At 73.4% G+C, this 23,003-nt stretch carries 25 protein-coding genes; 15 read left to right on the forward strand and 10 right to left on the reverse strand.

Features of this window, described 5'->3' with window-relative positions; translation table 11 throughout:
* Positions 1 to 23 precede the first annotated feature (23 nt).
* Positions 24 to 230, reverse strand: coding sequence for a DUF5999 family protein (locus ACFY61_RS09850; RefSeq protein WP_389469359.1), 207 nt, complete (start codon positions 228 to 230; stop codon positions 24 to 26).
* Between the two features lie 263 nt (positions 231 to 493).
* Positions 494 to 1,081, reverse strand: a complete 588-nt coding sequence (locus ACFY61_RS09855) for a hypothetical protein (protein WP_389469362.1) — start codon at positions 1,079 to 1,081, stop codon at positions 494 to 496.
* Between the two features lie 507 nt (positions 1,082 to 1,588).
* Between ACFY61_RS09855 and ACFY61_RS09860 the strand changes: the two genes are divergently transcribed.
* Together ACFY61_RS09860 and ACFY61_RS09865 are read left to right on the forward strand one after the other, a co-directional pair.
* Positions 1,589 to 3,124: a glutamate-cysteine ligase family protein gene (locus ACFY61_RS09860; RefSeq protein WP_389469364.1), complete on the forward strand. Its 1,536-nt coding sequence runs from the start codon at positions 1,589 to 1,591 to the stop codon at positions 3,122 to 3,124.
* 98 nt (positions 3,125 to 3,222) lie between these two features.
* Complete coding sequence (locus tag ACFY61_RS09865; RefSeq protein WP_389469367.1) at positions 3,223 to 4,017, forward strand: CPBP family intramembrane glutamic endopeptidase; 795 nt, start codon at positions 3,223 to 3,225, stop codon at positions 4,015 to 4,017.
* Between the two features lie 26 nt (positions 4,018 to 4,043).
* Here ACFY61_RS09865 and ACFY61_RS09870 read toward each other — a convergent pair whose 3' ends face one another.
* Entirely contained in the window at positions 4,044 to 4,865 is an 822-nt protein-coding gene (locus ACFY61_RS09870; RefSeq protein WP_389469369.1) for a PhzF family phenazine biosynthesis protein, read from the reverse strand.
* 169 nt (positions 4,866 to 5,034) lie between these two features.
* Positions 5,035 to 5,463, reverse strand: a complete 429-nt coding sequence (locus tag ACFY61_RS09875; RefSeq protein WP_389469372.1) for an SRPBCC family protein — start codon at positions 5,461 to 5,463, stop codon at positions 5,035 to 5,037.
* A gap of 149 nt (positions 5,464 to 5,612) precedes the next feature.
* On the opposite strand from ACFY61_RS09875, the gene ACFY61_RS09880 reads away from it, so the two are divergent.
* Both ACFY61_RS09880 and ACFY61_RS09885 read left to right on the forward strand, forming a co-directional pair.
* Positions 5,613 to 6,602, forward strand: a complete 990-nt coding sequence (locus ACFY61_RS09880) for a DMT family transporter (protein ID WP_389469375.1) — start codon at positions 5,613 to 5,615, stop codon at positions 6,600 to 6,602.
* Positions 6,603 to 6,778: 176 nt separating this feature from the next.
* Positions 6,779 to 7,732, forward strand: coding sequence for a DMT family transporter (locus ACFY61_RS09885; RefSeq protein ID WP_389469377.1), 954 nt, complete (start codon positions 6,779 to 6,781; stop codon positions 7,730 to 7,732).
* On the opposite strand, the gene ACFY61_RS09890 is transcribed toward ACFY61_RS09885, so the two are convergent.
* Complete coding sequence (locus ACFY61_RS09890) at positions 7,714 to 8,379, reverse strand: pyridoxamine 5'-phosphate oxidase family protein (protein ID WP_389469379.1); 666 nt, start codon at positions 8,377 to 8,379, stop codon at positions 7,714 to 7,716. The two genes, ACFY61_RS09885 and ACFY61_RS09890, sit on opposite strands and share 19 nt — an antisense overlap.
* Positions 8,380 to 8,414: 35 nt before the next feature.
* Between ACFY61_RS09890 and ACFY61_RS09895 the strand changes: the two genes are divergently transcribed.
* On the forward strand, positions 8,415 to 9,746 hold the full coding sequence (locus tag ACFY61_RS09895; protein ID WP_389469382.1) for an aminotransferase class I/II-fold pyridoxal phosphate-dependent enzyme: 1,332 nt from the start codon (positions 8,415 to 8,417) through the stop codon (positions 9,744 to 9,746).
* On the opposite strand, the gene ACFY61_RS09900 is transcribed toward ACFY61_RS09895, so the two are convergent.
* The gene (locus tag ACFY61_RS09900) at positions 9,737 to 10,750 is read right to left on the reverse strand and encodes a DMT family transporter (RefSeq protein WP_389469385.1); all 1,014 of its coding nucleotides are present in this window, start codon (positions 10,748 to 10,750) and stop codon (positions 9,737 to 9,739) included. The genes ACFY61_RS09895 and ACFY61_RS09900 overlap by 10 nt on opposite strands.
* A gap of 74 nt (positions 10,751 to 10,824) precedes the next feature.
* Here ACFY61_RS09900 and ACFY61_RS09905 point away from each other — a divergent pair, with 74 nt between their 5' ends.
* Positions 10,825 to 11,754 (forward strand): LysR family transcriptional regulator, encoded by a 930-nt coding sequence (locus ACFY61_RS09905; RefSeq protein WP_389469388.1) that lies wholly within the window; start codon positions 10,825 to 10,827, stop codon positions 11,752 to 11,754.
* 168 nt (positions 11,755 to 11,922) lie between these two features.
* Here the strand turns inward: ACFY61_RS09905 and ACFY61_RS09910 are convergent, their stop codons facing one another.
* Positions 11,923 to 12,381: a pyridoxamine 5'-phosphate oxidase family protein gene (locus ACFY61_RS09910; protein WP_389469391.1), complete on the reverse strand. Its 459-nt coding sequence runs from the start codon at positions 12,379 to 12,381 to the stop codon at positions 11,923 to 11,925.
* An 86-nt stretch (positions 12,382 to 12,467) separates the two neighbouring features.
* Here ACFY61_RS09910 and ACFY61_RS09915 point away from each other — a divergent pair, with 86 nt between their 5' ends.
* From ACFY61_RS09915 to ACFY61_RS09950, 8 genes are all read left to right on the forward strand, one after another.
* Entirely contained in the window at positions 12,468 to 13,085 is a 618-nt protein-coding gene (locus ACFY61_RS09915) for a cysteine hydrolase family protein (RefSeq protein ID WP_389469392.1), read from the forward strand.
* A gap of 9 nt (positions 13,086 to 13,094) precedes the next feature.
* Complete coding sequence (locus ACFY61_RS09920) at positions 13,095 to 13,934, forward strand: HipA family kinase (RefSeq protein WP_389469394.1); 840 nt, start codon at positions 13,095 to 13,097, stop codon at positions 13,932 to 13,934.
* Positions 13,931 to 14,314, forward strand: coding sequence for a DUF3037 domain-containing protein (locus ACFY61_RS09925; protein ID WP_389469396.1), 384 nt, complete (start codon positions 13,931 to 13,933; stop codon positions 14,312 to 14,314). Before ACFY61_RS09920 ends, ACFY61_RS09925 begins: the two co-directional genes overlap by 4 nt.
* A 147-nt stretch (positions 14,315 to 14,461) precedes the next feature.
* Positions 14,462 to 15,223, forward strand: a complete 762-nt coding sequence (gene fabG, locus ACFY61_RS09930) for a 3-oxoacyl-ACP reductase FabG (RefSeq protein WP_389469397.1) — start codon at positions 14,462 to 14,464, stop codon at positions 15,221 to 15,223.
* A 21-nt stretch (positions 15,224 to 15,244) separates the two neighbouring features.
* Positions 15,245 to 16,018, forward strand: a complete 774-nt coding sequence (locus ACFY61_RS09935) for an SDR family oxidoreductase (RefSeq protein ID WP_389469399.1) — start codon at positions 15,245 to 15,247, stop codon at positions 16,016 to 16,018.
* A 173-nt stretch (positions 16,019 to 16,191) separates the two neighbouring features.
* Positions 16,192 to 17,775: an ABC transporter substrate-binding protein gene (locus tag ACFY61_RS09940; RefSeq protein WP_389469401.1), complete on the forward strand. Its 1,584-nt coding sequence runs from the start codon at positions 16,192 to 16,194 to the stop codon at positions 17,773 to 17,775.
* A 99-nt stretch (positions 17,776 to 17,874) separates the two neighbouring features.
* Positions 17,875 to 18,543, forward strand: a complete 669-nt coding sequence (locus ACFY61_RS09945; protein ID WP_389470391.1) for a uracil-DNA glycosylase — start codon at positions 17,875 to 17,877, stop codon at positions 18,541 to 18,543.
* Positions 18,544 to 18,723: 180 nt separating this feature from the next.
* Positions 18,724 to 19,215, forward strand: a complete 492-nt coding sequence (locus tag ACFY61_RS09950) for a hypothetical protein (protein ID WP_389469402.1) — start codon at positions 18,724 to 18,726, stop codon at positions 19,213 to 19,215.
* Positions 19,216 to 19,309: 94 nt separating this feature from the next.
* Here the strand turns inward: ACFY61_RS09950 and ACFY61_RS09955 are convergent, their stop codons facing one another.
* A complete protein-coding gene (locus tag ACFY61_RS09955; protein WP_389469405.1) occupies positions 19,310 to 19,864 on the reverse strand; it encodes a hypothetical protein in 555 nt (184 codons plus the stop codon).
* Positions 19,865 to 19,936: 72 nt separating this feature from the next.
* Positions 19,937 to 20,458 carry a DinB family protein gene (locus ACFY61_RS09960; RefSeq protein WP_389469407.1) on the reverse strand — a complete coding sequence of 174 codons (522 nt, stop codon included), beginning with the start codon at positions 20,456 to 20,458 and terminating at the stop codon, positions 19,937 to 19,939.
* Between the two features lie 80 nt (positions 20,459 to 20,538).
* Here ACFY61_RS09960 and ACFY61_RS09965 point away from each other — a divergent pair, with 80 nt between their 5' ends.
* Entirely contained in the window at positions 20,539 to 21,444 is a 906-nt protein-coding gene (locus ACFY61_RS09965) for a Gfo/Idh/MocA family protein (protein ID WP_389469408.1), read from the forward strand.
* On the opposite strand, the gene lnt is transcribed toward ACFY61_RS09965, so the two are convergent.
* Positions 21,389 to 22,960, reverse strand: coding sequence for an apolipoprotein N-acyltransferase (lnt, locus tag ACFY61_RS09970; protein WP_389469411.1), 1,572 nt, complete (start codon positions 22,958 to 22,960; stop codon positions 21,389 to 21,391). The two genes, ACFY61_RS09965 and lnt, sit on opposite strands and share 56 nt — an antisense overlap.
* Positions 22,961 to 23,003: the final 43 nt, after the last annotated feature.

Consider the following 23,003-nt stretch of genomic DNA (forward strand, 5'->3'; position numbering starts at 1 on the left):
GCCGGTCCCGTTCCCACCGGAGACTACGCGGCCTTCACCACCCGCGCCGCCACGAGCGGGCGGTGCGGGGCGATGATCTGGCCGTCCGGCAGCAGCTCACCGGTGTCCTCGAAGAGCAGGACGCCGTTGCACAGCAGGCTCCAGCCCTGTTCCGGGTGGTTGGCCACGGGGTGCGCGGCCTCCCGGTCGGCGGAGTCGGCTGAGGGACAGGCAGGCTGGTGCGTGCACATGGATGCGTTCTTTCGCTGCGTCGTGGTCTGTGTGCTGCGGCTCGATGCGGTGTCCGCGTTGTTCATGGCCGCCCCCCCGTATCAATCTCGGTGTGGTCAGGGTCCCAGTGTTGCCCCACGGGCGTTGCTCCGCAGGGATTTCCGGCAGCTGTCCTCACAGATTGATGACGCATCACTCGTGCGGGCGGTTCAGCCCAACTCCCCTGTCATTTCGGATGGTTACGAACCCACCCCGAGGGACTAGTCCGAATGGGTCAACGGGGTCAGGCGGCCTCACCGGCCAGCGCGGTCGGGGTCAGCCGGTGGGTCATCACGGGCAGCAGCTCGGAGACCGGGTGCGGGCGGAACGCCGCGATCCCCGGTGGCGCCGGAGCCAGCGGGACCAGCAGGTCCGCGGCGGCCGGCAGCCCGGCGGCGGGACTGGCGCCCACCGCCCCGTGCAGCCACAGGGTCAGCATGTACAGCTCCGGCACGGACAGCAGCCGCGGCTGGTACCCGGTCCCGAGGGACTCGGCCTGGCGCAGCGCCCGCTCGGTGGCAGCCACGTAGGGACCCTCGAAGAAGTGGGAGAAGGCCCAGCCGTCCGGGGTGAGCCGGGTGTCCGCCGCGGCGACGAACCTGTCCCCGCCGCGGATCAGGAACCGCCACGCGGTGAGCCGGGTCCGCGGTGGCCGGCCGCCCGCGACCACCCGGTCCAGTACGTGGACCGGGAGCGGGAGTTCGGCGGTGACCGGGCCCTGCAGGGCGCGGAGCGCCGGAGTGTGCGCCTCGTTGAGCGCGGACGGGGATCCGAGTGCTGCGAGGACGCTGCGCAGGGCGGGCGCGGGGGCCGGGGGGAACTGCAGCGGCATAGTGGGTCGCCTCTCGCTTGGGAGACCGGTGGTGCGGGGGCGGGTGGGTGCTGAGGGGGCTGACGCATTCTGGGGCCAGAGGGGGGCTGTGGGGCAATGGCCGCGCGCCGACTCTCTGCCTCGATTGCGGAGTTTATACGACACGTGTTCACACAGTGTTTCGGCTAGCTGTCCCGCCCATTGCGGACAAGGGGCTTACCGGTCCCGCTGTCATGGATTTCATGCCGAGGGCGCGCGAGGGTCTCGCGCTGACCTCGGAGGTTACCCGACGGGGGCTCGGCTGGAAAGCGTCGGTAATGCGTTCGCCCAGTAGACGGGTCATGGTCACGTATTTCTCACGGCGCAATGTGCCGGGTGAATGTGCCAAAGCGACCCGCCGGCCGAACCGGCGCGCGCCGTCCGCCAGTCGCGTGCGGGAGGTGTCACCGACCGGGTCGCCGGGCATCATCGGGCGTAACGCCCGCGCCCGGGTATCCGGGTGGGGCCCACTCGAGGAGGGAAGCTTCGATGGGGGAGAAGGTCGTGGCAGGCGGATTCGACCTGTCCGATCGGCATCGGTATCGGAGGAAGCTTCACGAGTGCCTGGAGGGACTGGAGCGGCTTCTGGCCGAGAAGAGGTTCGACCGGCCCAGGAATCTGATGGGTCTGGAGATCGAGCTGAATCTCGCGGGCCCCGACGGACTGCCGAGAATGGTGAATGCCCAGGTTCTGGACCGTATTGCCAGCCCTGATTTCCAGACCGAACTCGGAATGTTCAACCTGGAGGTCAACATACTCCCGCACCGGCTCGGCGGGAGGGTATTCGACCAGCTCGCCGAGGAGCTCGACGCCGGGCTCGGCTACGCCCACCGGCAGGCCGCGGAGGTGGACGCCGGCGTCGTGATGATCGGGATCCTGCCGACCATCACCCGCGCCGACCTGGTCGCCGCCAACCTGTCGGCGGTGGACCGGTATTCGCTGCTGAACGAGCAGATCCTGATGATGCGCGGCGAGGACTTCCACCTGGACATCGACGGGGTGGAGCGGGTGAGCTGGACCGCCGGCTCGATCGTGCCGGAGGCCGCCTGCACCTCCGTGCAGCTGCACCTCCAGGTCACCCCGGCCCGGTTCGCCGACGTGTGGAACGCCGCGCAGTGCGTGACCGCCCTGCAGATAGCCGTCGGCGCGAACTCGCCGTTCCTGTTCGGGCGGGAGCTGTGGCGGGAGTCGCGGCCCCCGCTGTTCCAGCAGGCCACCGACACCCGGCCGCCCGAGCTCCAGGCCCAGGGGGTCCGGCCGCGCACCTGGTTCGGGGAGCGCTGGGTGGACTCGGCCTACGAGCTCTTCGCCGAGAACGTCCGCTACTTCCCCTCGCTGCTGCCGATCTGCGACGAGGAGGAGCCGCTGCGGGTGCTGGCCGAGGGCGGGGTGCCGAGTCTCCAGGAGCTGGTGCTGCACAACGGCACCGTGTACCGGTGGAACCGCCCGGTCTACGGGGTGGCCGACGGGGTGCCCCACCTGCGGGTGGAGAACCGGGTGCTGCCGGCCGGACCGACCGTCACCGACGTGGTCGCCAACGCCGCCTTCTACTACGGCCTGGTCCGCACCCTCGCCGACGAGAAGAGCCCGGTGTGGAGCCGGCTGCCGTTCGCCGAGGCCGAGGCCAACTTCGACGCCGCCTGCCGGTACGGCATCGACGCGCGGGTGCGGTGGCCGCGCCGGGGCCGCTCCGGCGGGCTGGTGAGCGTACCGGCCGTCCGCCTGATCCTGGACGAGCTGCTCCCGATGGCCGCCGCCGGGCTGGACGCCTGGGGCATCGAGCCCGCCGACCGGGACCACTACCTCGGGATCATCGAGGAGCGGTGCCGGCGCCGGGTCAACGGGGCCACCTGGCAGGTGGACACCTACCACCGGGCCCTGGACTCCGGGCTGGACCGGGGCGCGGCGCTGGCCGCGACCACCCGCCGTTACAGCCAGCTGATGCACCGGGGTGATCCGGTGCACACCTGGCCGGTGGGCCTGCCGGAGGAGGAGGCGAGCGCCCCGGTCGGGCTGCGCCGGTGACCGTCCGCCGCCCCGCCCCGCCCCGTGACCCGCGTCCGCCACCGAGCAGGCAGTATGGGTGGTCGAAGCGGACGGCGGGACGGCGGAACGGAGTCGGAGTGCGGGCGGAACCGGTGCTGGAGGAGCTGGGCGAGGACCGGCGGCGGGCCCTGCTGCGCACCGAGACCCTGCTGGTGCTGGCGCTCTCGCTGGGGGCCAGCGCGCTCTCCGCGCTGATCAGCTTCATCGGTTCGCTGACCAAGCCGGGAGGGCTGAAGGACCAGGCGGCCACCCTCAACGGCTCCTACGCTCCCGGCCGTCCCTGGCTGGACCTCGCCTGGCAGCTGTTCGGCATCGCCAGCGCCCTGGTGCCGGTGCTGCTGGTGGCCCACCTGCTGACCCGGGAAGGCGCACCGGGGCTGCGCGTGCTCGGCTTCGACCGCTCCCGGCCCTGGACGGACCTGGGGCGGGGAACCCTGGTCGCCGCCGGGATCGGCAGCGCCGGGCTGGCCTTCTACCTGGTGGCCCGCGCCTCCGGCTTCAACCTGACGGTGGTGCCGGAGGCGCTGCCCGACGTGTGGTGGAAGTTCCCCGTCCTGATCCTCTCCGCCGTGCAGAACTCGGTGGTGGAGGAGGTCATCGTCCTCGCCTATCTGCTGCGCCGGCTCGACGGGCTGGGCTGGTCGCCGCCGGCCGTGCTGCTGGCCAGCTCCCTGCTGCGCGGCTCGTACCACCTCTACCAGGGCATCGGCGGGTTCGTCGGGAACGCCGTGATGGGGGCGGTCTTCGTGCTGCTGTACCGGCGCTGGGGGCGGGTCGGGCCGCTGGTCGTCGCGCACGCCCTGCTCGACGTCGTCGCGTTCGGCGGGTACGCGCTGCTGGCCGGCAAGGTGGACTGGCTGCCCACCCCGTAGCGGCGTCCCCGCCGGCGCGGCGGCGGTCAGGGGCGGCTGAGCAGCTCCCCGTCGATGACCGTCACGGCGTGGCCGGTGAGGAGCGTACGGTCGCCGGCCAGGCGGACCCGGACCAGGCCGGTGCGGGCGCCGCCCTGCAGGCCGGTCATTTCCTCGCGGCCCAGGCGCGCCGCCCAGAACGGGGCGAGGGCGGTGTGGGCGCTGCCCGTCACGGGGTCCTCGTCGATGCCGAACAGCGGGAAGAAGCCGCGGGAGACGAAGTCGTAGCCGCGGGAGGGGTCCTCGGCCGGTGCGGTGACGATGATCCCGCGCCTGCCGAAGGCCCGCAGGGCGGCGAGGTCCGGGCGCAGGGCGCGGACGGTGGGTTCGTCGGCCAGTTCGACCACCAGGTCGCCGATGTGCTCGGAGGTGTCGTGCACGGAGAGGATCGCGACGCCGCCGAGGGCGCCGGCGATCTCGGCGGGCGCGTCGCAGGGGGTCAGGGAGGACGTCGGGAAGTCCAGGGTCACCGTGCCGTCGGGGTTCGTGCGGGCGGTGAGGATCCCGCAGCGGGCGGAGAAGCGGACGGTGCCGGTGGCGAGGCCGCTGTTCGCCAGGACGTGGGCGGTGGCCAGGGTGGCGTGGCCGCACATGTCGACCTCGGCGGCCGGGGTGAACCAGCGCAGGGCCCAGTCGGCGTCGCCGCCGGGCGGGAGCGGGTGGGCGAAGGCGGTCTCGGAGAGGGCGACCTCGGCGGCGACCTGCTGCAGCCAGGCGTCCGGGGGGAAGCCGCCGTCCAGGAGCAGGACGCCGGCGGGGTTGCCCCCGAAGGGCCGGTCGCTGAAGGCGTCGACGATTCGAATGCGCATGAGCCGACGGTAGGGCCGTGACCGCCGTGTGATCCAAGGCCAATCCGGGAGCACTGGCCTTGCCGGGAGGCGGGAGGCGGGAGGCCGGGAGGCCGGGACGCGGGCGGGCGCCCCGCGGCCGTGCTGCCGGAGGGCGCCCGCGCGTGTGATCGGGGTGTACGGGCGCCGGTCAGGTCACCAGCCCGGAGAGCTTGCGCAGCGACTCCGTGAGAGCGGCGGTGGCCGAGTCCTTGAGCTTGCCGGCCATCAGCGAGACCGCGGCGCCGGTGAACTCGCCGTCCACCCGCACGGTGGTGGCCCCGCCGTCCGGCACCAGCGTGTACCGGGTGCCGACCACCACGCCCATCGGGCCCTTGCCCTTGATCGCGAAGACGCGTTCGGCCTCCAGTTCCTCGATGGTCCAGGTGACCTCGGCCGGGAAGCCCATCATCTTCATGTTCTCCTCGAAGGTGGCGCCGACCGCGAGGGTCTGAGGGCCGCCCTTGGGGAAGCTGGTGTGGGTCTGGCTCCACTCGCCGTACGCACCCCAGTCCGTCAGCTGGGACCAGACCTTGGCGGCGGACGCCTCGATGCGCGACTCCACCGTGACTTCGGCCATGCGACCACCCCTTCTCGTCGGGACACGTGCGCGGAACGTAGTCCCGGCGGCCGCAACATTCAATACTGATGACCCGTCAGAAATCGGGACCCGTCTCAACAGGTGTCACCCACGTGACGGTCCTGACGGTCGGCTGCCATGATGGCGGAATGCAAGCGTCAGGGAAGAACGCCGGACTGGGCATAGCGCTCGTCTCGGCGGCCGCATTCGGCGGTTCGGGAGTCGCGGCGAAGCCGCTGATCGAGGCGGGTCTGGACCCGCTGCACATGGTGTGGCTCAGGGTCGCCGGCGGCGCCCTCGTGCTGTCCCCGCTGGCCTGGCGCCACCGCTGCCTGCTGCGCCGCAAGCCGGCCCTGCTGGCGGGCTTCGGCCTCGTCGCGGTCGCCGGCGTGCAGGCCTTCTACTTCGCCTCCCTGTCCCGCATCCCGGTCGGCGTGGCCCTGCTGCTGGAGTACCTGGGCCCCGCCCTGCTGCTCGGCTACATCCGCTTCGTCCAGCGCAAGCCCGTGAGCAGGGCGGCAGCCGCCGGTGCGGCGGTGGCCGTGGTGGGCCTGGCCTGCGTGGTGGAGATCTGGTCGGGGCTGAGCCTGGACCCGCTCGGCGTGCTGCTCGGCCTCGCCGCCGCCTGCTGCCAGGCCTTCTACTTCGTCTTCGCCGACCAGGGCACCGACGGTGAGGAGGTCCCCGACCCCCTCGGCGTCGCGGCGTTCGGCCTGATCATCGGCACCCTGGTGATGACCGCGATCGCCCGTCCCTGGCAGATCGACTGGTCGGTGCTCGGCGGGACCGCGGAGCTGGCCGGCGCGCAGGTCCCCGGTCTGGTCCTGCTCGGCTGGGTGGTGCTGGTCGCCACCGCGCTCGCCTACCTCACCGGCGTGGTCTCGGTGCGCAGGCTCTCCCCGCAGGTGGCCGGAGTGGTGGCCTGCCTGGAGGCCGTGGTCGCCACCGTGCTGGCCTGGGTGCTCCTCGGCGAGCACCTGTCCGCGCCGCAGGTGCTCGGCGGTGCGCTGGTGCTGGGCGGCGCCCTCATCGCCCAGTCCTCCCGTACGGCGCGGCCGGATGCGCCACCACCGCCGGGGGAGCCCGGCGCGGTCCTCGCGGCCGGGGTCCCGGTGGACCGGGAGTCGACCACCGCCTAGGCTGGCGAGCATGCATTCGACCGTGCTGCCGCCCCCCGCCGCCTAGCGCGGGCGGCCACCGCCGAGACCGTTCCAGCCCGGGAGTCACCGGGCCGGTCCCTGCTGCCCGCGAAGCGATGACGCAACCCCTTCATCCTTCCTGCTTCACGCAAGCGCGCAGATCGCGGAGAAAACACGTGTCCGACCACTCGCCCGCCGGGCGCAGTCTGCTGTACCTCGCCGTCGCCGGAGTCGCCTGGGGCACCGCCGGAGCGGCGGCCTCCCTGCTCTTCCTCGCCAGTGACCTCGGGCCTCTCTCGCTCTCCTTCTGGAGGTGCGCGGGCGGCCTCGTGCTGCTGCTCGGGGTGCTCGCGGTGCGCCGCCGCCGGCCCGCCCGGCCTCGACCCGCCGTGGGCTCGCTGGTCGTCACCGGCCTGCTCTTCACCCTCTTCCAGGCCGCCTACTTCGCGGCGGTGCGCGACACCGGGCTGGCGGTGGGGACCGTCGTCACGCTCGGCGCCGGACCCGTACTGATCGCGCTGGGCGCCCGCCACTGGATGGGGGAGCGGCTCGGGCGCGGCGGGGCCCTCGCCGTCGCCGCGGCGCTCGCCGGGCTGGTGGTGCTCGTCCTCGGCGGCACGGACGCCGAGGTGCGGCCGGTCGGCGTCGGCTGGGCGCTGCTGTCGGCGGCCGGGTACGCGGCGATGACGCTGCGGACGCGCCGGGCCGGCAGGTCCGGGACTTCCGGGGACCCGCTGGTCACCACGGCCTGGTCGGCCGGCGTGGGCGCGGTCTGCCTGCTGCCGCTCGCCCTGGTCGAGGGGCTGCTGCCGCACAGCGCCGAGCCGGGCCGGGTGCTGTGGCTGATGGTGTACGTGGCCGCGGTGCCGACCGCGCTCGCGTACGCCCTCTACTTCACCGGCGCGGCCGCGGTCCGTGCCGCGACGGTGTCCGTGATCATGCTCATCGAGCCGGTCGGCGCGGCCGTGATCGCCGTACTGCTGCTCGGGGAGGAACTGACCGGTGCGGTGGTGTTCGGCGGTGTGCTGCTGCTGGCGGCGGTCCTCGCGCTGATCGTCGCGGAGGCCCGCCGCCCGGCGGAGCGGCTGCCGGCGGCACCGGTCGCGCCGCTTCAGAGCGCGGCGAGGTAGTCCGGCAGGGCGATGGCGGGGTCCTGGCCGTCCGCGGGCACGGGGGTGCCGTACGTACGCGCGACCGGGACCACGCCCGACCAGTGGGGGAGTGCCAGGTCCTCGGGGTCGTCGTTGGGGCCGCCGGTGCGGATCTTCGCGGAGACCTCCAGCAGGTCGAGCCGGATCACGGCGGTGGCGGCGGACTCCCTGGCGTCCGCGGGGCGGGAGTCGGCCGAGCGCCCCGGCACCACCTGGTCGACCAGGGCGTCCAGGGCGGTCCGCCGCTCCGCCTCGTCGGTCACGGCGTAGGCGGTGCCGTGCACCACCACGGACCGGTAGTTGATCGAGTGGTGGAAGGCCGACTTGGCGAGGACCAGGCCGTCCACGTGGGTCACGGTCAGGCAGACCGGCAGGCCGGGGTCGGTGGTGGCGGCGCCGCGCAGCGGCCGCGAGCCGGTGGAGCCGTGGACGTAGAGGGTCTCGCCGACGCGCGCGTACAGGGTGGGCAGTACCACCGGGGCGCCGTCGCGGACGAAGCCGAGGTGACAGAGGTAGGTCTGGTCGAGGATCGAGTGCACCGTCTCGCGGTCGTAGTGGGCGCGCGGGCGGGACCGGGTCGGGACGGTGCGCTCCGTCGGGGCGTAGCCGGTCTGCGTGGCGCTCATGGCGACCTCCATTGCACTAGTGCATAATGTGGTTTGTGCTAGGAGACTACATGGTCACAGGAACGCGCGCATCGGAGATCGCGGCGAGCGTGGAAGCGGGCGTGAGCGCGGGCGAGCTCGCGCCGGGCGCGCTGCTGCCCCCGATGCGGGAACTGGCCGCCCGGCTGGGCGTCAACCCGAACACGGTCGCGGCGGCCTACCGAACGCTGCGCGAACGCGGTGTCATCGAGACGGACGGGCGCCGCGGCAGCCGGGTCCGGGCCCGTCCGGCCACCACCGCCCGCGAGTCGCTGCGGGTGGCGCCGCCACCGGGAGGGCGGGACGCCTCCCACGGCTGCCCCGACCCGGCGCTGCTGCCCCCGCTCGAGGCGGCGCTCGCCGCGGCCGCCCGCCGGTACGCGGAACGGCCGACCCTGTACGGGGACGACCCGGTGGTCCCCGACCTGGCCGCCGCCGCCCGGGCCGGACTCGCCGCGGACGGGGTCCCGGAGGGCCCGCTCGCGCTGGCCTCCGGCGCGCTCGACGCGATCGAACGGGTGCTGACCGCACACCTGCGGCCCGGCGACGCGGTCGCCGTCGAGGATCCGGGCTGGGGCAGCCTGCTCGACCTGGTACCCGCCCTGGGACTGCGGATCCTGCCCGTCGCGGTGGACTGCGAGGGGCCCCGCCCGGAGGCGGTGGCCGGGGCGATCGCGGCGGGCGCCCGCGCCCTCCTGGTGACGGCCCGGGCGCAGAACCCCACCGGCGCGGCGGTGGGCGCCGAGCGGGCCGCCGCGCTCCGGGCGCTGCTCGCGGAACACCCGGACGTACTGGTGCTCGACGACGACCACGGCCACGGCATCGTGGATCTGCCGCTGCACCCGCTCGGCGGGGTGACCCGGCACTGGGCCCTGGTCCGCTCGGTCTCCAAGGCGTACGGCCCGGACCTGAGGCTCGCCCTGCTCACCGGGGACCCCGTCACCCTCGACCGGGTGCGCGGCCGGCAGCGGCTGGGGCCGGGCTGGGTCAGCCGCGTCCTGCAGTACGCCGTGGCCGAGCTGTGGGCCTCCGGGGCCGTGGACCCGGTGGCGGTCTCCCGCTCCTACGCGCGGCGCCGCGACGCCCTGGTCGCGGCACTGGCCGAGCGGGGCGTCGCGGCGTACGGGCGCAGCGGACTGAACGTGTGGGTGCCGGTCGCGGACGAGACGGGGGCGGTGGCGCGGCTGCTCGCCGCCGGCTGGGCGGTGGCGCCCGGGGCCAGGTTCCGCGTCGCGAGCGGGCCGGGGATCCGGATCACCGTGTCCCGGCTCGCGGTGGAGGAGGTGCCGGCCCTCGCGGACGTGGTCGCGGAGGCGGTGCGGCCGCCCCGCGGCGCGCGCTACGACTGACGCCGCGGCCGGGCCTGGGTCAGGGCCGCACCGGCCAGGACGACGGCCGCGCCGACGGGCGTGTTCCAGTGCAGCTGCTCGCCCAGCACCAGCACGCCCGCGGCGGTGGCGATGACCGGGATGAAGTACGTGACCATCTGCGCCGTCGTCGGCCCGACCTCCGCCACCAGGCGGTACTGCATCTGCAGCGCCATCCCGGTGCCCAGCGCGCCCAGCGCGACGATCGAGAGGGTCGGCCAGAGCGGGAAGGAGGCCGGGGCCGAGGTGAACAGCGTGCTGACCACGGTCAGCTGGAGGGTGGAGACCATCAGCTGGCCCCCGGTCAGGGCGACGGGCGAGCCGGGGACGTCCGCCAGCGTGCGGCGCACGTAGATCCAGCCGACCGGGTAGCAGAGCGAGGCGAGCAGGGCCATCGCGGCGCCCCGCGGGTCGACGCCCGAGAACCCCTGCCAGGCGCCGAGCACCGTCAGCACGCCGAGGAAGCCCAGCCCGAGCCCGGCCACCCGCCGCCGCGTGGGGCGGTCCTCCGACAGCGCGACCAGGGACAGCACCATGCCCCACAGCGGCGAGGTGGCGTTGCAGATCCCCGCCAGGCTCGACGGGATGCTCAGCTCCGCGTAGGCGAACAGCGAGAACGGGGCCGTGTTGAGCAGCAGCGCCGCCACCGTGAGGTGCCCCCAGGTGCGCAGCCCGCGCGGCAGCCGCTCGCGGCGGACCAGCAGGACCGCGCCGAGCGCCAGTGCGCCGAAGAACACCCGGCCCAGGGCCACCTGGAACGGCGCGTACGCCTCGGTGCCCACCTTGATCAGCAGGAAGCTGAAGCCCCAGACGACGGAGAGGACGCCGAACCGGACCCGCCAGTCGAGTACGGCGCGGCACGCGCGGGCCCGGGCGGACGCGGACGCGGACGTGCCGGAGCGGACGGGCGGGCGGGCGGCAGCGGGAGAGTGATCGGGCGTGGTGGCGGTGGTGGGGGCCGGGCGGGTCTCTGCGGGGGCGCTCATGCCCTCCACTCTGATCACTCCGACCTCGTAGGACAAGCGAGAGTTCTTTCGGTCGATCGCGTAGCATCACTTACATGTTGAACCTGGAGCGCCTCCGCACCCTCGACGCCCTGGCCCGTCACGGCTCGGTCAGCGGCGCCGCCGACGGTCTGCACGTCACCACCTCCGCCGTCTCCCAGCAGATGGCCAAGCTGGAACGCGAGGTCGGCCAGCCCCTCCTCGCCAAGAACGGGCGCGGCGTCCGCCTCACCGACGCCGGGCGCCTCCTCGCCGAACACGCGGCCCGGATCATCTCCCAGGTCGAGCGCGCCCAGGCGGAGGTCGAGGCGCACCGCGGCCGCGCCGTCGGCGAGGTCCGCATCGGGGCGTTCCCCACGGCCATGCGCGGGCTGCTGCCCGCCGCGCTGACCGGGCTCCGCGCCGACCACCCCGACCTGCGCCCCCGGGTCCGCGAGATGGAACCCGAGGAGAGCATGGCGGCCGTGGTCCGCGGCGACCTGGACCTGGCCCTGACCATCGACTGGTACAACAAGCGGATGCCCGTCCCCGCCGAGCTGGTGCGGGCCCACCTGCTCGACGACGCGGCCGACGTCGCGGTGCCCGCCGGCCACCCGCTGGCCGCCGCCGCCCAGGTCTCGCTCAGCGATTTCGCCGAGGACGAATGGGTCTCCTGGAATGAGGGCCAGTTCTGCCACGAGTGGCTGGTCTTCACCCTCCGCGGGACCGGCATCGAACCGCGGATCACCCACATCGCCGAGGAGCACCACACCCAGCTCGCCTTCGTCGAGGCCGGTCTCGGCGTGTGCGTGACGCCCCGGCTGGGTCGCGGCCCGGTGCCGGCCGGGGTGCGGCTGCTGCCCGTGTGCGACACGGTGCGCCGGCACGTGTACGTGGTGTGGCGCGCCGACGCGGACCGCCGGCCCTCGGTCCGGGCCGCCGTCGAGGCGCTGCGGGCCGCGGCGCTGGGCGTCGTCAGGCCGTCTCTTTCGGATCTTGCCGGTTAAGCCCGCGTCGTCCGGTGCCGTGCATCGCAAGGCGGAGAGGCTCCCGATTACTGGACGTACTTGGGTGCCTCGACAACGCTGGGGGCACCTCCCAGCGGTAGCTGGGGGACGAGGTGCGGTGCCGGGCGGCGCGGGTCAGGCAAGATCCGGAAGAGACGGCCTGGAGGCCTACAGCTTGCGGAAGTCCCAGGAGACCACGGTGTCCGGGGTCAGCCGCAGCCAGGCGTGGCGGCCGTCGTGGGGCATCTGCTCCATCCCGAAGTTCTTGGCCGGGAAGAGTCGTTCGGCCTCCTCCAGGTCCGGGCAGGGCTCGCCCGTGCGCGGGGCCTCGCCCACGAAGACCGCGCTTCCCGACAGCTCCACGCCGCGCAGTTCGTCGTACGACTCGCCCGCGTCCACGACCACCGAGATGCGGGGGTCCGCGCGCAGGTCGGACCAGCGCCGGCTGCGGGTGATCGAGTACAGCCAGAGCGAGGTGCCGTCCCAGGCGAACCACAGCGCCCCGACGTGCGGGCGCCCGTCGGGGGAGACCGTGGCCACCCGGCAGGTGCGCTGCTCGCGGAGGAAGGCGTCGACTTCCCGTTCGGTCATCATGATGCGGCGGCCACGCCGCTGGGTCCCGTCCACCCGTCCCACACCCCTTCACATCTGACTGTGTGTCAGGAATCATCGGGGCTCTTCCGTCACCGCACCAGGGGGAGACAGGGTCGGACATGCTGAAGCTGGAACCCGGCACCACCGCACTGCTCACCGTCGAGTGCCAGAACGGGGTGGTCGGCGAGGACGGCGCCCTGCCCGAACTCGCCGCCGAAGCCCGGGGCTCCGGCATGCTCGCGCAGGTGGCCGCCCTGGTCGACGGCGCCCACGCCGTCGGCGTACAGGTGCTGCACGCCGTCGCCGAGCGGCGCCCCGACGGCCGCGGCGCCAACTCCAACGCCCGGCTGTTCCGCGCCGCGTCCCGCCTGCCCGTGCGGCAGCTGTCGGGCACGGCCGCCGTCCGCATCGCCGAGCCCATCAAGGTCGCCGACGAGGACCTCGTCGTACGGCGGCTGCACGGCCTCTCGCCCATGGCCGGGACCGACCTCGACCCGCTGCTCCGCAACCTCGGCTGCCGGACCCTGGTCGTCACCGGGGTCTCCGCCAACGTGGCGATCCCCAACACCGTCTTCGACGCCGTCAACCTCGGCTACCGGGTGGTCGTCCCGGCCGACGCGATCGCCGGGGTGCCCGCCGCCTACACCGCCGAGGTGCTCCGCAACTCCCTCGCCCTGGTGGCCACCGTCACCACCGCCGCGGAAATCCTCGAGGCCTGGGCGCAGGAAGGCCCGTAACCTGGACGGATGCTGTCCGAAGTGATCGCGACCCGCTACGTCACGCCCCTGCGTGAGGGCGGCTCGCTCCCGGGGATCGTCGAGGCCGACGACCTGGGTACCTACGTCATGAAGTTCACCGGCGCCGGCCAGGGCCGCAAGACCCTCGTAGCCGAGGTCGTCTGCGGGCGACTGGCCCAGCGGCTGGGCCTGCGCGTGCCCGACCTGGTACGGATCCAGCTGGATCCGGTGATCGGGCTGGGCGAGCCGGACCAGGAGGTCCAGGAGCTGCTGAAGGCCAGCGGCGGCCTCAACCTCGGCATGGACTACCTGCCCGGCTCGATCGGCTTCGACCCGCTGGCCTACCAGGTCGACCCGGCCGAGGCGGGCCGGGTGGTCTGGTTCGACGCCCTGATCAACAACGTCGACCGCTCGTGGCGCAACCCCAACATGCTGGTGTGGCACGGCGACGTGTGGCTGATCGACCACGGCGCCACCATGATCTGGCACCACAACTGGCCGACCGCCCAGGCCGCCGCCGGCAAGCCGTACGACGCCTCCGACCACGTGCTGGCGCCGTTCGCCCCCGACATCGCGGCGGCCGCCGCCGAGCTCGCCCCCCGGGTCACCGAGGAACTGCTGACCGAGGTCGCGGCCGAGGTCCCGGACGAGTGGCTGGTGGACGAGCCCGGTTTCGACGGGCCCGACGAGCTGCGTCGCGCCTACGTCGACGCCCTGCTGCCGCGCGCCCGCACCGTCCACGAGCGGATCTCGCTGGAGGCCCGGCCGAAGGCCCCCTCCGGCCCGCCCGGCTGGCTGACCGACCTCCTCGGCGAACGGCCCCACCAGAAGAAGAGCGGCGACCGGTGACCCAGCGGGACGTTTTCGAGTACGCGCTGGTGCGCGTGGTGCCCCGGATGGAGCGCGGCGAGTGCTTCAACGCGGGAGTGATCGTCTACTGCCGGGCGCGCTCCTTCGTCGCCGCCCGCACCCACCTGGACGAGACCAAGCTGCTCGCCCTCGACCCGGCGGCCGACGTCACCGGCGTACGGGCCGCCCTGCGCGCCGTGGAGGGCGTATGCGCGGGCGGGGAGCAGGCGGGCCAGGCAGCGGGCGACGACCCGGGGCGCCGCTTCCGGTGGCTGATCGCCCCCCGCAGCACGGTGGTGCAGCCGGGCCCCGTCCACACCGGTCTGACGGCCGATCCCCAGGCCGAGGTGGAACGCCTGCTCGACCTGCTGGTGCGCTGAGCCGGCCCCCGGGCGGAACGCCGCGAAGGCCCCCGGGGCCCGGTGCCGTTGACACCGGGTGCCGGGGCTCCTAGCGTCTCCCTCGCTGAAGCTACTAAGCGGTTGCTCAGGTATGGGCGGCCGTACTTCAAGGGCGAGGAGAACCAGATGTCCACCACCGAGCAGCGCGTCGCCGTCGTCACCGGGGCGGCCCGGGGCATCGGCGCCGCCACCGCCGTACGGCTCGCCGCCGAGGGCCGCGCCGTCGCCGTACTCGACCTGGACGAGGCGGCCTGCAAGGACACGGTCGAGGCCATCACCGGGGCCGGCGGCAAGGCCCTCGCGGTCGGCTGCGACGTATCGGACGGCGCGCAGGTGGAGGCGGCCGTCGAGCGGATCGCGGGCACGCTCGGCGCGCCGACCGTGCTGGTCAACAACGCGGGAGTGCTCCGCGACAACCTGCTCTTCAAGATGAGCGAGAACGACTGGGACACCGTCATGAACGTGCACCTGCGCGGCGCGTTCCTGATGTCGAAGGCCTGTCAGAAGCACATGGTCGACGCCGGGTTCGGCCGGATCGTCAACCTGTCCAGCGCCTCGGCCCTGGGCAACCGCGGGCAGGTCAACTACTCCGCCGCCAAGGCCGGTCTGCAGGGCTTCACCAAGACGCTGGCCATCGAGCTCGGCAAGTTCGGCGTCACCGCCAACGCCGTCGCCCCCGGCTTCATCGTCACCGAGATGACCGCCGCCACCGCGGCCCGGGTCGGCATGGGCTTCGAGGAGTTCCAGGCCGCCGCCGCCGGCCAGATCCCGGTCCAGCGGGTCGGCCGTCCCGAGGACATCGCCAACGCCATCGCCTTCTTCACCGGCGACGCCGCCGGCTTCGTCTCCGGCCAGGTCCTGTACGTGGCCGGCGGCCCGCTCAACTAGTCCGAGGGAGTCCGTACGGTCATGGCAGCAGCACAGGACAGCACCGCCCCCGACAGCGGCCGGGTGGCCCTGATCACCGGCGCCAGCCGGGGCATCGGCTACGGCATCGCCGAGGCGCTCGTCGCCCGCGGCGACCGGGTCTGCATCACCGGGCGCAGCGAGGAGGCCCTCAAGGAGGCCGTGGAGCAGCTCGGCGCCGACCGGGTCATCGGCGTCCCCGGCAAGGCGCACGACGAGGCCCACCAGGCGGTGGCCGTCGAGCGCGCGATGGAGGCGTTCGGCCGGATCGACTTCCTGATCAACAACGCCGGCACCAACCCGGTCTTCGGCCCCATCGCCGACCTGGACCTGGGCGTGGCCCGGAAGGTCTTCGAGACCAACGTGATCTCCGCGCTCGGCTTCGCCCAGCGGACCTGGCACGCCTGGCAGAAGGAGAACGGCGGCGCCATCGTCAACATCGCCTCCATCGCCGGCGTCTCGGCCTCGCCGTTCATCGGGGCCTACGGCATGAGCAAGGCGGCCATGGTCAACCTCACCCTCCAGCTGGCCCACGAGATGGCACCCCGGGTGCGGGTGAACGCCATCGCCCCGGCCGTGGTGAAGACCAGGTTCGCCCAGGCCCTCTACGAGGGCCGGGAGGCGGAGGCCGCGGCCGCCTACCCCCTGGGCCGGCTGGGCGTCCCGTCCGACATCGGAGGGGCGGCGGCGTTCCTCACCTCGGACCAAGCGGAATGGATCACAGGTCAGACTCTGGTCGTTGATGGCGGAATGTTTCTCAATGCCGGAGTCCACTGACCGATAAACGGACGGAATACCCCTTCGGGGGCCGGTAAATGTCTCCCGAATAGGCGTGAAAACGGTATGGAACCGGCACCGAACTGATCAAGTGCCCCACGGAACCACCCCATTGGATTCGTGGGGCGCTGCGGTAGGGTCTGCCGCACCCAGGCTGATCGAGGAGTGTGCACGTGTTCATCCGGACCAGATGCCTGCAGAGCACTGCGGCCCTTGCGTCCATATCCCTGCTGGCCGGATGCGGCCTGCTTCCGGGTGATGACGGAAAGAGCGAAAAGCGCATCGTCGTCGGCACGACGAGCGCGCCCACCACCCTCGACCCCGCCGCGGCCTACGACGGCTCCTGGGAGCTCTACCGGAACGTCTACCAGACGCTGGTCGCGTTCCCGACGGGAAGCGTCAAGCCGCAGCCCGACGCGGCCCAGAGCTGCGAGTTCACCGACACGGCCAACGAGTCCTACCGCTGCGTCCTGCGCAAGGGCCTGAAGTTCTCCAACGGGGAACCGCTCGACGCCAAGGCCGTCAAGCACTCCTTCGACCGGATCCGGACGATCAACTCCAAGGTCGGCCCGAAGGACCTCTTCGGCAGCCTGGACAAGATCGAGACGCCCGACGCGCAGACCGTCGTCTTCCACCTCAAGACGCCCGACGCGACCTTCCCGTACGTCCTCGGCTCCCCGGCCGCCTCGCTGGTCGCCCCCCGGGACTACCCCGCCGACAAGCTCCGCGAGGACGGCAAGGTCACCGGCTCCGGCCCGTACCTCCTCGAGGAGTACGTCGAGAAGCAGCGGGCCGAGCTCGCCGGAAACGGCGACTACCAGGGCTTCGCCCAGCGCAAGAACGACGGCGTGACCATCCGCTACTTCCAGGACTCCGGGAAGATGGTCACGGCCCTCAAGGCCAAGGAGATCGACGCCACCTACCGCGGTCTGACCGCCGCCGAGATCAAGGACCTGCAGGGCGCCGCCGCCCGCGAGGCCGGCATCCAGCTCCTCGCCAACGTCGGCTCCGAGATCCGCTACCTGGTCTTCAACCCGAAGGACCCGGCCGCCGGCAAGCTCGCCGTCCGCCAGGCCGTCGCCCAGCTCGTCGACCGCGGCACCCTGGTCACCAAGGTCTACCAGGGCACCGCCGAGCCGCTGTACTCGATGGTCCCCAAGGGTGTGGTCAGCCACAAGACGCCGTACTTCGACAAGTTCGCCCACCCGGACACCGCCAAGGCGAAGAAGTACCTCAAGGACGCGGGCGTCAGCACCCCGGTCAACCTGTCGTTCGTCTACACAACCGACCGCTACGGCTCCTCCACCCAGCTGGAGTTCGAGGAGCTCAAGCGGCAGCTGGAGGAGAGCGGCCTGTTCAAGGTCGCCATCCAGGGCAAGCCCTGGAAGGAGTTCCAGCAGGGCTACAAGGGCGGCCAGTACCCCGTCTTCGGCCGCGGCTGGTTCCCGGACTTCCCCGACCCCGACAACTTCATCGCCCCCTTCGTGGGCAAGGAGAACGCGGTCGGCACGCCGTACGAGCCCGCGCCGATCATCAACGACCTGCTGCCCAAGTCCCGCCGCTCCAGCGACCGCTCGGCCGTCAGCCAGCACTTCGAGGAGGCCCAGCGGATCCTCGCCGAAGACGTCCGGCTGCTCCCGCTGTGGCAGGGCAAGCTGTACGTCGCGGCCGGCGAGGACCTCGGCGGCGGCGAGCGGGCGCTCGACCCGCAGACCGTCATGCAGATGTGGGAGCTGTTCCGCAAGACCAGCTGGTAGCGGTCGGGCGGAGCACGGGTTCGGGCAGTGTCAGTGGTCGCGGGTAAGTTCTCCGGTCAGTTGCACTATTGATTGCCGGAGGTTGACGACGTGACCCAGATGCTGCCCGAGTCCTGGCTGCCCGTGCTCGGCGAGGAACTGGAGAAGCCCTACTTCAAGGAGCTGATCGAGTTCGTCGAGAAGGAGCGGGCGCAGGGGCCGGTCTACCCGCCGCGCGAGCAGGTCTTCGCCGCGCTGGAGGCCACGCCGTACGACCGGGTCAAGGTCCTCATCCTGGGCCAGGACCCCTACCACGGCGCCGGGCAGGGGCACGGGCTCTGCTTCTCCGTGCGGCCCGGGGTCAAGACCCCGCCCTCGCTGCGCAACATCTACAAGGAGATGCAGGCCGAGCTCGGCACGCCGATCCCCGACAACGGTTACCTGATGCCGTGGGCCGAGCAGGGCGTGCTGCTGCTCAACGCGGTGCTCACGGTCCGCGAGGCCGAGCCCAACTCGCACAAGGGCAAGGGCTGGGAGAAGTTCACCGATGCGGTGATCCGCCGGGTCGCCGACCGGCCCGACCCGGCCGTGTTCGTCCTGTGGGGCGCCTACGCGCAGAAGAAGCTCCCGCTGATCGACGAGTCCCGCCACGTGGTGGTCAAGGGCGCGCACCCCTCGCCGCTGTCGGCGAAGAAGTTCTTCGGCTCCCAGCCGTTCACGCAGATCAACGAGGCGATCGCCGCGCAGGGGCACGAGCCGATCGACTGGCGGATCCCGGACCTCGGCTGAGACCGCGCCGCGCGACCGCGCGTCTCCGGGAGCGGCCGGCTCCCCGTCCCGCCGGCCCCGGCTCCCGGATCGCGCGATCGCGTGATGGTGTGACCGCGCCTCGGCGGCAATGCCGGTGCCTGCGGCTAGCGTCGGGATGATCGGACCGGAAGGGTCCGGCGGAACGAGCCGGAGGCGGCGTTGACCGAGCAGCAGGAGGCGTCCGAGGACGCCGTCATGACCCGGATCGGCCAGGCGATCATCCTGCTCCACGCCGGCGACCGGGAGGAGGCGCGGAACCGGCTGGGCGAGATCTGGTCCGAGATCGGGGAGGACGGTGCGCCACTGCACCGGTGCACGCTCGCGCATTACATGGCCGACGCCCAGGACGACCCGGCGGACGAGCTCGCCTGGGACCTGCGGGCCCTGGCGGCGGCCGACGGCCCGGCCGGCGGGCCGCACGCCGCGGTACGGGCGTTCTACCCGGCGCTGCACCTGAACCTGGCGGCGGACTACGTCAAGCTCCGGCGGCCGGAGGCGGCCCGGCTGCACCTGGGGCGGGCCCGGGCCGCGAGTGGCGCGCTGCCGGACGACGGCTACGGGAACGGGGTCCGCGCGGCGATCGCCCGGCTGGAGGAACGCCTGGCTGCCGCCCGCCCGGACGCCGGGCCGTTCCCCGGCCAGCACGCGTAGCCGCGGCGCGCCGGAGCCGCCGGGGCACCGCCCCGCACCCCGCTCCTCGATCGCCGGAGGGGCTCGAGGGGCGGCTCCCGGTCGCCGGAGGGGGTCAGCGCGGGTCCGGGCAGATCCGGGATTCGGGGCTGTCCGGGCGCCATTTGCCGTGCTTGCGGCCCAGCGCGCAGACGTCCGCCGGCCGTACCGGCAGCCGCTTCATCAGCTCCCGCTCCACCTTGCGGGCCTCAGGCCCGGCGTGGCCGGGCCGGTCCCCGCCGTCCGGCTCCCGCCCCGTCGGCTCACCCCGTCCCGCCGCGGCCACCGGCTCCGGGATGTCCGGTACGGGCGGCGGCGCCGGAGCCGGCGCGTCGGGCTCCGGCTCCCGCCCCTCCAGCGGCGGCGTGGGCGGCGCCGGCGGCTCCCCCGGCGCGTCCTGTGCCGGGCCGCTGTCGGCCGGCGCCGCCTGCAGCGCCTCCAGGGCCGGTGCCTGCACCACCACCGGTTCGGCCCCCGGCCCGCTCCGCGGCTCGTGCCGCGGCGGCACCTCCGACACAGGGGCCGCGGCGGGCTGCACCGACGCGGGGGTCACATTCACGCAGCCGGAGACGGCCGAAACGGCAGCGGCCACTCCGAGCAGCAGGGTTGTCGTGGTTCGGGTTGGATGCACTCGGCCAACTCTGCTGTGCGCGGACCCCGTTGCGGAAACCCGGAGCCGATATTGACCCCGCACGGGTGACGGCTACTCGCCGGTTGCCCCGTCGATCTGCTCCCGCAGCAGGTCCGCGTGCCCGTTGTGCCGGGCGTACTCCTCGATCATGTGCGTGTACACCCAGCGCAGGTTGAACCCCTGCTTGCGGCGCGGGTGCTCGGCCACCGAGACCTCGTCCAGGGAGCGTCCCGCCGCCGCCTCGCGGGCCAGCCCGATCTCCTCCTTCCACACCTGCTCGGCGTCGGCGAAGGTGTCGTCCGCGCCGAAGTGGAAGTCGCCGTCCCGGTCCTCCCGCGTGCTGTACAGCTCGGGCAGGTCCAGACCCAGGGTTATCTCCCGGAACCACCAGCGCTCCACCTCGGCCATGTGCCGCACCAGGCCCAGCAGCGTCAGCTCCGACGGGGGCAGCGCCGCGCGCCGCAGCTGTTCCTCGTCCAGCCCGGCGCACTTCATCGCCAGCGTGGCCCGGTGGTAGTCCAGCCAGCCTTCCAGCATCTCCCGCTCGCCGGCGGTGGTGGAGGGCTCGGGACGTTCGTACTCGGTAGGAATCATTGCCCCATCGTCCGCGAACGCCCGCCCGCGCACCAGGGATTAAGCTGCGGGTGCACGGCACACGGACGGAGGAGGCCCCGGTGAAGGTCGCATGCATCGGACTCGGCGACATCGCGCAGAAGGCGTACCTGCCGGTCCTCACCGCCCGGCCCGGCGTGGAACTGCACCTCCAGACCCGCAACCGGGCCACCCTCGAACGGGTCGGTGACCAGTACGGCGTTCCCACCGCCCGCCGCCACGGCACCCTCGACTCCCTCCTCGCGGAGGGCCTGGACGCGGCGTTCGTGCACGCCGCCACGACCGCCCACCCCGAGATCGCCTCCCGTCTCCTCGAAGCGGGCGTCCCCACCTACGTCGACAAGCCGCTCGCGTACGCGTACGAGGACTCCCTTCGCCTGGTCGAACTCGCCGAGGCGCGCGGGGTGTCGCTCGCCGTCGGTTTCAACCGCCGGTACGCCCCCGGCTACGTGCAGTGCGCCGACCACCCGCGCGAACTGATCCTCATGCAGAAGAACCGGATCGGGCTGCCCGAGGACCCGCGCACCCTCGTCCTCGACGACTTCATCCACGTCGTGGACACCCTGCGCTTCCTGCTGCCCGGCGAGGCCGACCACATCGACGTGCGGGCCCGGGTCCGCGGCGGCCTGATGCACCACGTCGTCCTCCAGATGTCCGGTGACGGCTTCACCGCCCTCGGGATCATGAACCGGCTGTCCGGCTCCGCCGAGGAGGTCCTGGAGGTCTCCGGGCAGGACACCAAGCGGCAGGTCGTCAACCTCGCCGAGGTCATCGACCACAAGGGCCAGCCGACCGTCCGGCGCCGCGGCGACTGGGTGCCGGTGGCCCGCCAGCGGGGCGTCGAACAGGTGGTGGACGTCTTCCTGGAGGCGGTGGCCGCCGGCAAGGTGCTCAGCGCCCGGGACGCGCTCCTCACCCACGAACTCTGCGAGCGGATCGTGCTGGCGGCCCTGGAACAGGGCTCCTGACCGGCCGCGGCCGCCGTCCCGCCGCCGCGAAACCCGCCCCGACGGCGTACCCGGCGAGCGCGGCCAGCGCCCCGCGCACCGCCCAGTCGCCCCACCGGACGTAGAACGTGGTGCCGCGGGCGAGCGGCACCTCGTACACCTCGGCCACGGCCGCCGACGTGGGCAGCAACCGGCCCAGCCGCTCCCCGGCCGGGCCGTGCACGGCGCTGATCCCGGTGAGCGTGGCGTGCACCATCGGGCGACCCGTCTCCGCGGCCCGCAGCGCCGCCAGGGAGGCGTGCTGCGCCGGGGCCCAGCTGTCCTGGAAGGTGGAGGTCGCCGACTGGGCGACGAGCAGCCCGGCGCCGTCCGCGGCCAGCCGGCGGCCCATGTCGGGGAAGGCCGACTCGAAGCAGACCAGCGGGCCGATCCGCAGGTCCGGCCGGCCCGGCAGGGCCATCAGCACCGGAGCGGCGCCCCGGCGCCGGTCCTCACCGGCCGCCTTGCCCACCGAGGTCACCCAGCCGAGCGCCGCCCGCGCCGGCACGTACTCGCCGAACGGCACCAGCCGCATCTTGTCGTACCGGTCGCCCGTCGGGCCCTCCGGGCCGACGAGGACGGAGCTCTTCCAGATGCCAGGCCGGTCCGCGCCCCGCGCGTCCACGTTCACCAGCAGCGGCGCGTCCACCCGGGCGGACAGCGCCGCCAGCCGGCCGGCCAGGTCCGGGCGGGCCGCCAGGTCGGCGCCCACGCTGCTCTCGCCCCACACCACCAGGTCCGGCCGCCGCCCGGCCAGCCCCTCCGTCAGCCGCTCCCCGGCGGAGAACCGGCGCTCTGCCCCGTCCGGCCCGTTCAGCACGCCCGGCTGCACGACGGCCACCCGCAGCCGCCCGTACGTCTCCGGAGCCGGCACCCACAGCCACACCGCGCCCACCGCCACGGCGAGCGCCGCCGCCCCGGCCGCCGCCACCACGCGGGCCCGCGGAACCACCAGCAGCACCACCAGCACGCAGTTCACCGCGACCACCAGCAGGCTCAGCAGCCACACCCCGCCCACCGAGGCCAGCCGCAGCGCCGCCGGGACCTGCCACTGGCTCGCCCCCAGCAGCCCCCACGGCCCGCCTAGGCCCTCCCAGGACCGGACCAGCTCCGACAGCAGCCAGCCCGCCGGCACCAGTACCAGCGCGGCCGCCGCGCGGCCCGCCGGCGGACTCCCGCCCAGCAGCCGCCGGACCAGCAACCCGAACGGCACCCACAGCAGGCCCATCAGCAGGGCCAGCGGCAACAGGAACACGTGCAGGCTCGGCAGCAGCCAGTGGTGCACGGCCAGGATGAACCCGGCCCCGCCCAGCCAGCCCTCCAGCGCGGCCCGCCGCCCGCTGCGCGCGGTCCGCAGCAGCAGCATCCAGGGCACCAGCGCCCCGTACGCGAACCACCACAGCCCCGGCGCGGGAAAGGCGAGCCCGGGCAGCGCACCGGCCGCCGCGGCGGCCGCCGCGCGCTGCCATCCGGCCCGGCCCGGCCCGTGGTCGAGCATGAGGCGCCTCCCCCTCCAGTGTGGACCGGGCCGCCGCCCGCGG

It is taken from the genome of Streptomyces sp. NPDC012888 (genome assembly GCF_042900645.1).
In the GTDB taxonomy this organism is placed as follows: Bacteria; Actinomycetota; Actinomycetes; order Streptomycetales; family Streptomycetaceae; genus Streptomyces.

Coding starts and splice junctions, on each gene's coding strand:
- ACFY61_RS09880 (WP_389469375.1), top strand. CDS start 5,613: ATGCAAGCGTCAGGGAAGAACGCCGGACTGGGCATAGCGCTCGTCTCG.
- ACFY61_RS09960 (WP_389469407.1), bottom strand. CDS start 20,458: ATGATTCCTACCGAGTACGAACGTCCCGAGCCCTCCACCACCGCCGGC.
- lnt (WP_389469411.1), bottom strand. CDS start 22,960: ATGCTCGACCACGGGCCGGGCCGGGCCGGATGGCAGCGCGCGGCGGCC.
- ACFY61_RS09850 (WP_389469359.1), bottom strand. CDS start 230: ATGTGCACGCACCAGCCTGCCTGTCCCTCAGCCGACTCCGCCGACCGG.
- ACFY61_RS09945 (WP_389470391.1), top strand. CDS start 17,875: ATGCTGCCCGAGTCCTGGCTGCCCGTGCTCGGCGAGGAACTGGAGAAG.
- ACFY61_RS09935 (WP_389469399.1), top strand. CDS start 15,245: ATGGCAGCAGCACAGGACAGCACCGCCCCCGACAGCGGCCGGGTGGCC.
- fabG (WP_389469397.1), top strand. CDS start 14,462: ATGTCCACCACCGAGCAGCGCGTCGCCGTCGTCACCGGGGCGGCCCGG.
- ACFY61_RS09875 (WP_389469372.1), bottom strand. CDS start 5,463: ATGGCCGAAGTCACGGTGGAGTCGCGCATCGAGGCGTCCGCCGCCAAG.
- ACFY61_RS09860 (WP_389469364.1), top strand. CDS start 1,589: ATGGGGGAGAAGGTCGTGGCAGGCGGATTCGACCTGTCCGATCGGCAT.
- ACFY61_RS09915 (WP_389469392.1), top strand. CDS start 12,468: ATGCTGAAGCTGGAACCCGGCACCACCGCACTGCTCACCGTCGAGTGC.
- ACFY61_RS09890 (WP_389469379.1), bottom strand. CDS start 8,379: ATGAGCGCCACGCAGACCGGCTACGCCCCGACGGAGCGCACCGTCCCG.
- ACFY61_RS09905 (WP_389469388.1), top strand. CDS start 10,825: ATGTTGAACCTGGAGCGCCTCCGCACCCTCGACGCCCTGGCCCGTCAC.
- ACFY61_RS09900 (WP_389469385.1), bottom strand. CDS start 10,750: ATGAGCGCCCCCGCAGAGACCCGCCCGGCCCCCACCACCGCCACCACG.
- ACFY61_RS09870 (WP_389469369.1), bottom strand. CDS start 4,865: ATGCGCATTCGAATCGTCGACGCCTTCAGCGACCGGCCCTTCGGGGGC.
- ACFY61_RS09920 (WP_389469394.1), top strand. CDS start 13,095: ATGCTGTCCGAAGTGATCGCGACCCGCTACGTCACGCCCCTGCGTGAG.
- ACFY61_RS09855 (WP_389469362.1), bottom strand. CDS start 1,081: ATGCCGCTGCAGTTCCCCCCGGCCCCCGCGCCCGCCCTGCGCAGCGTC.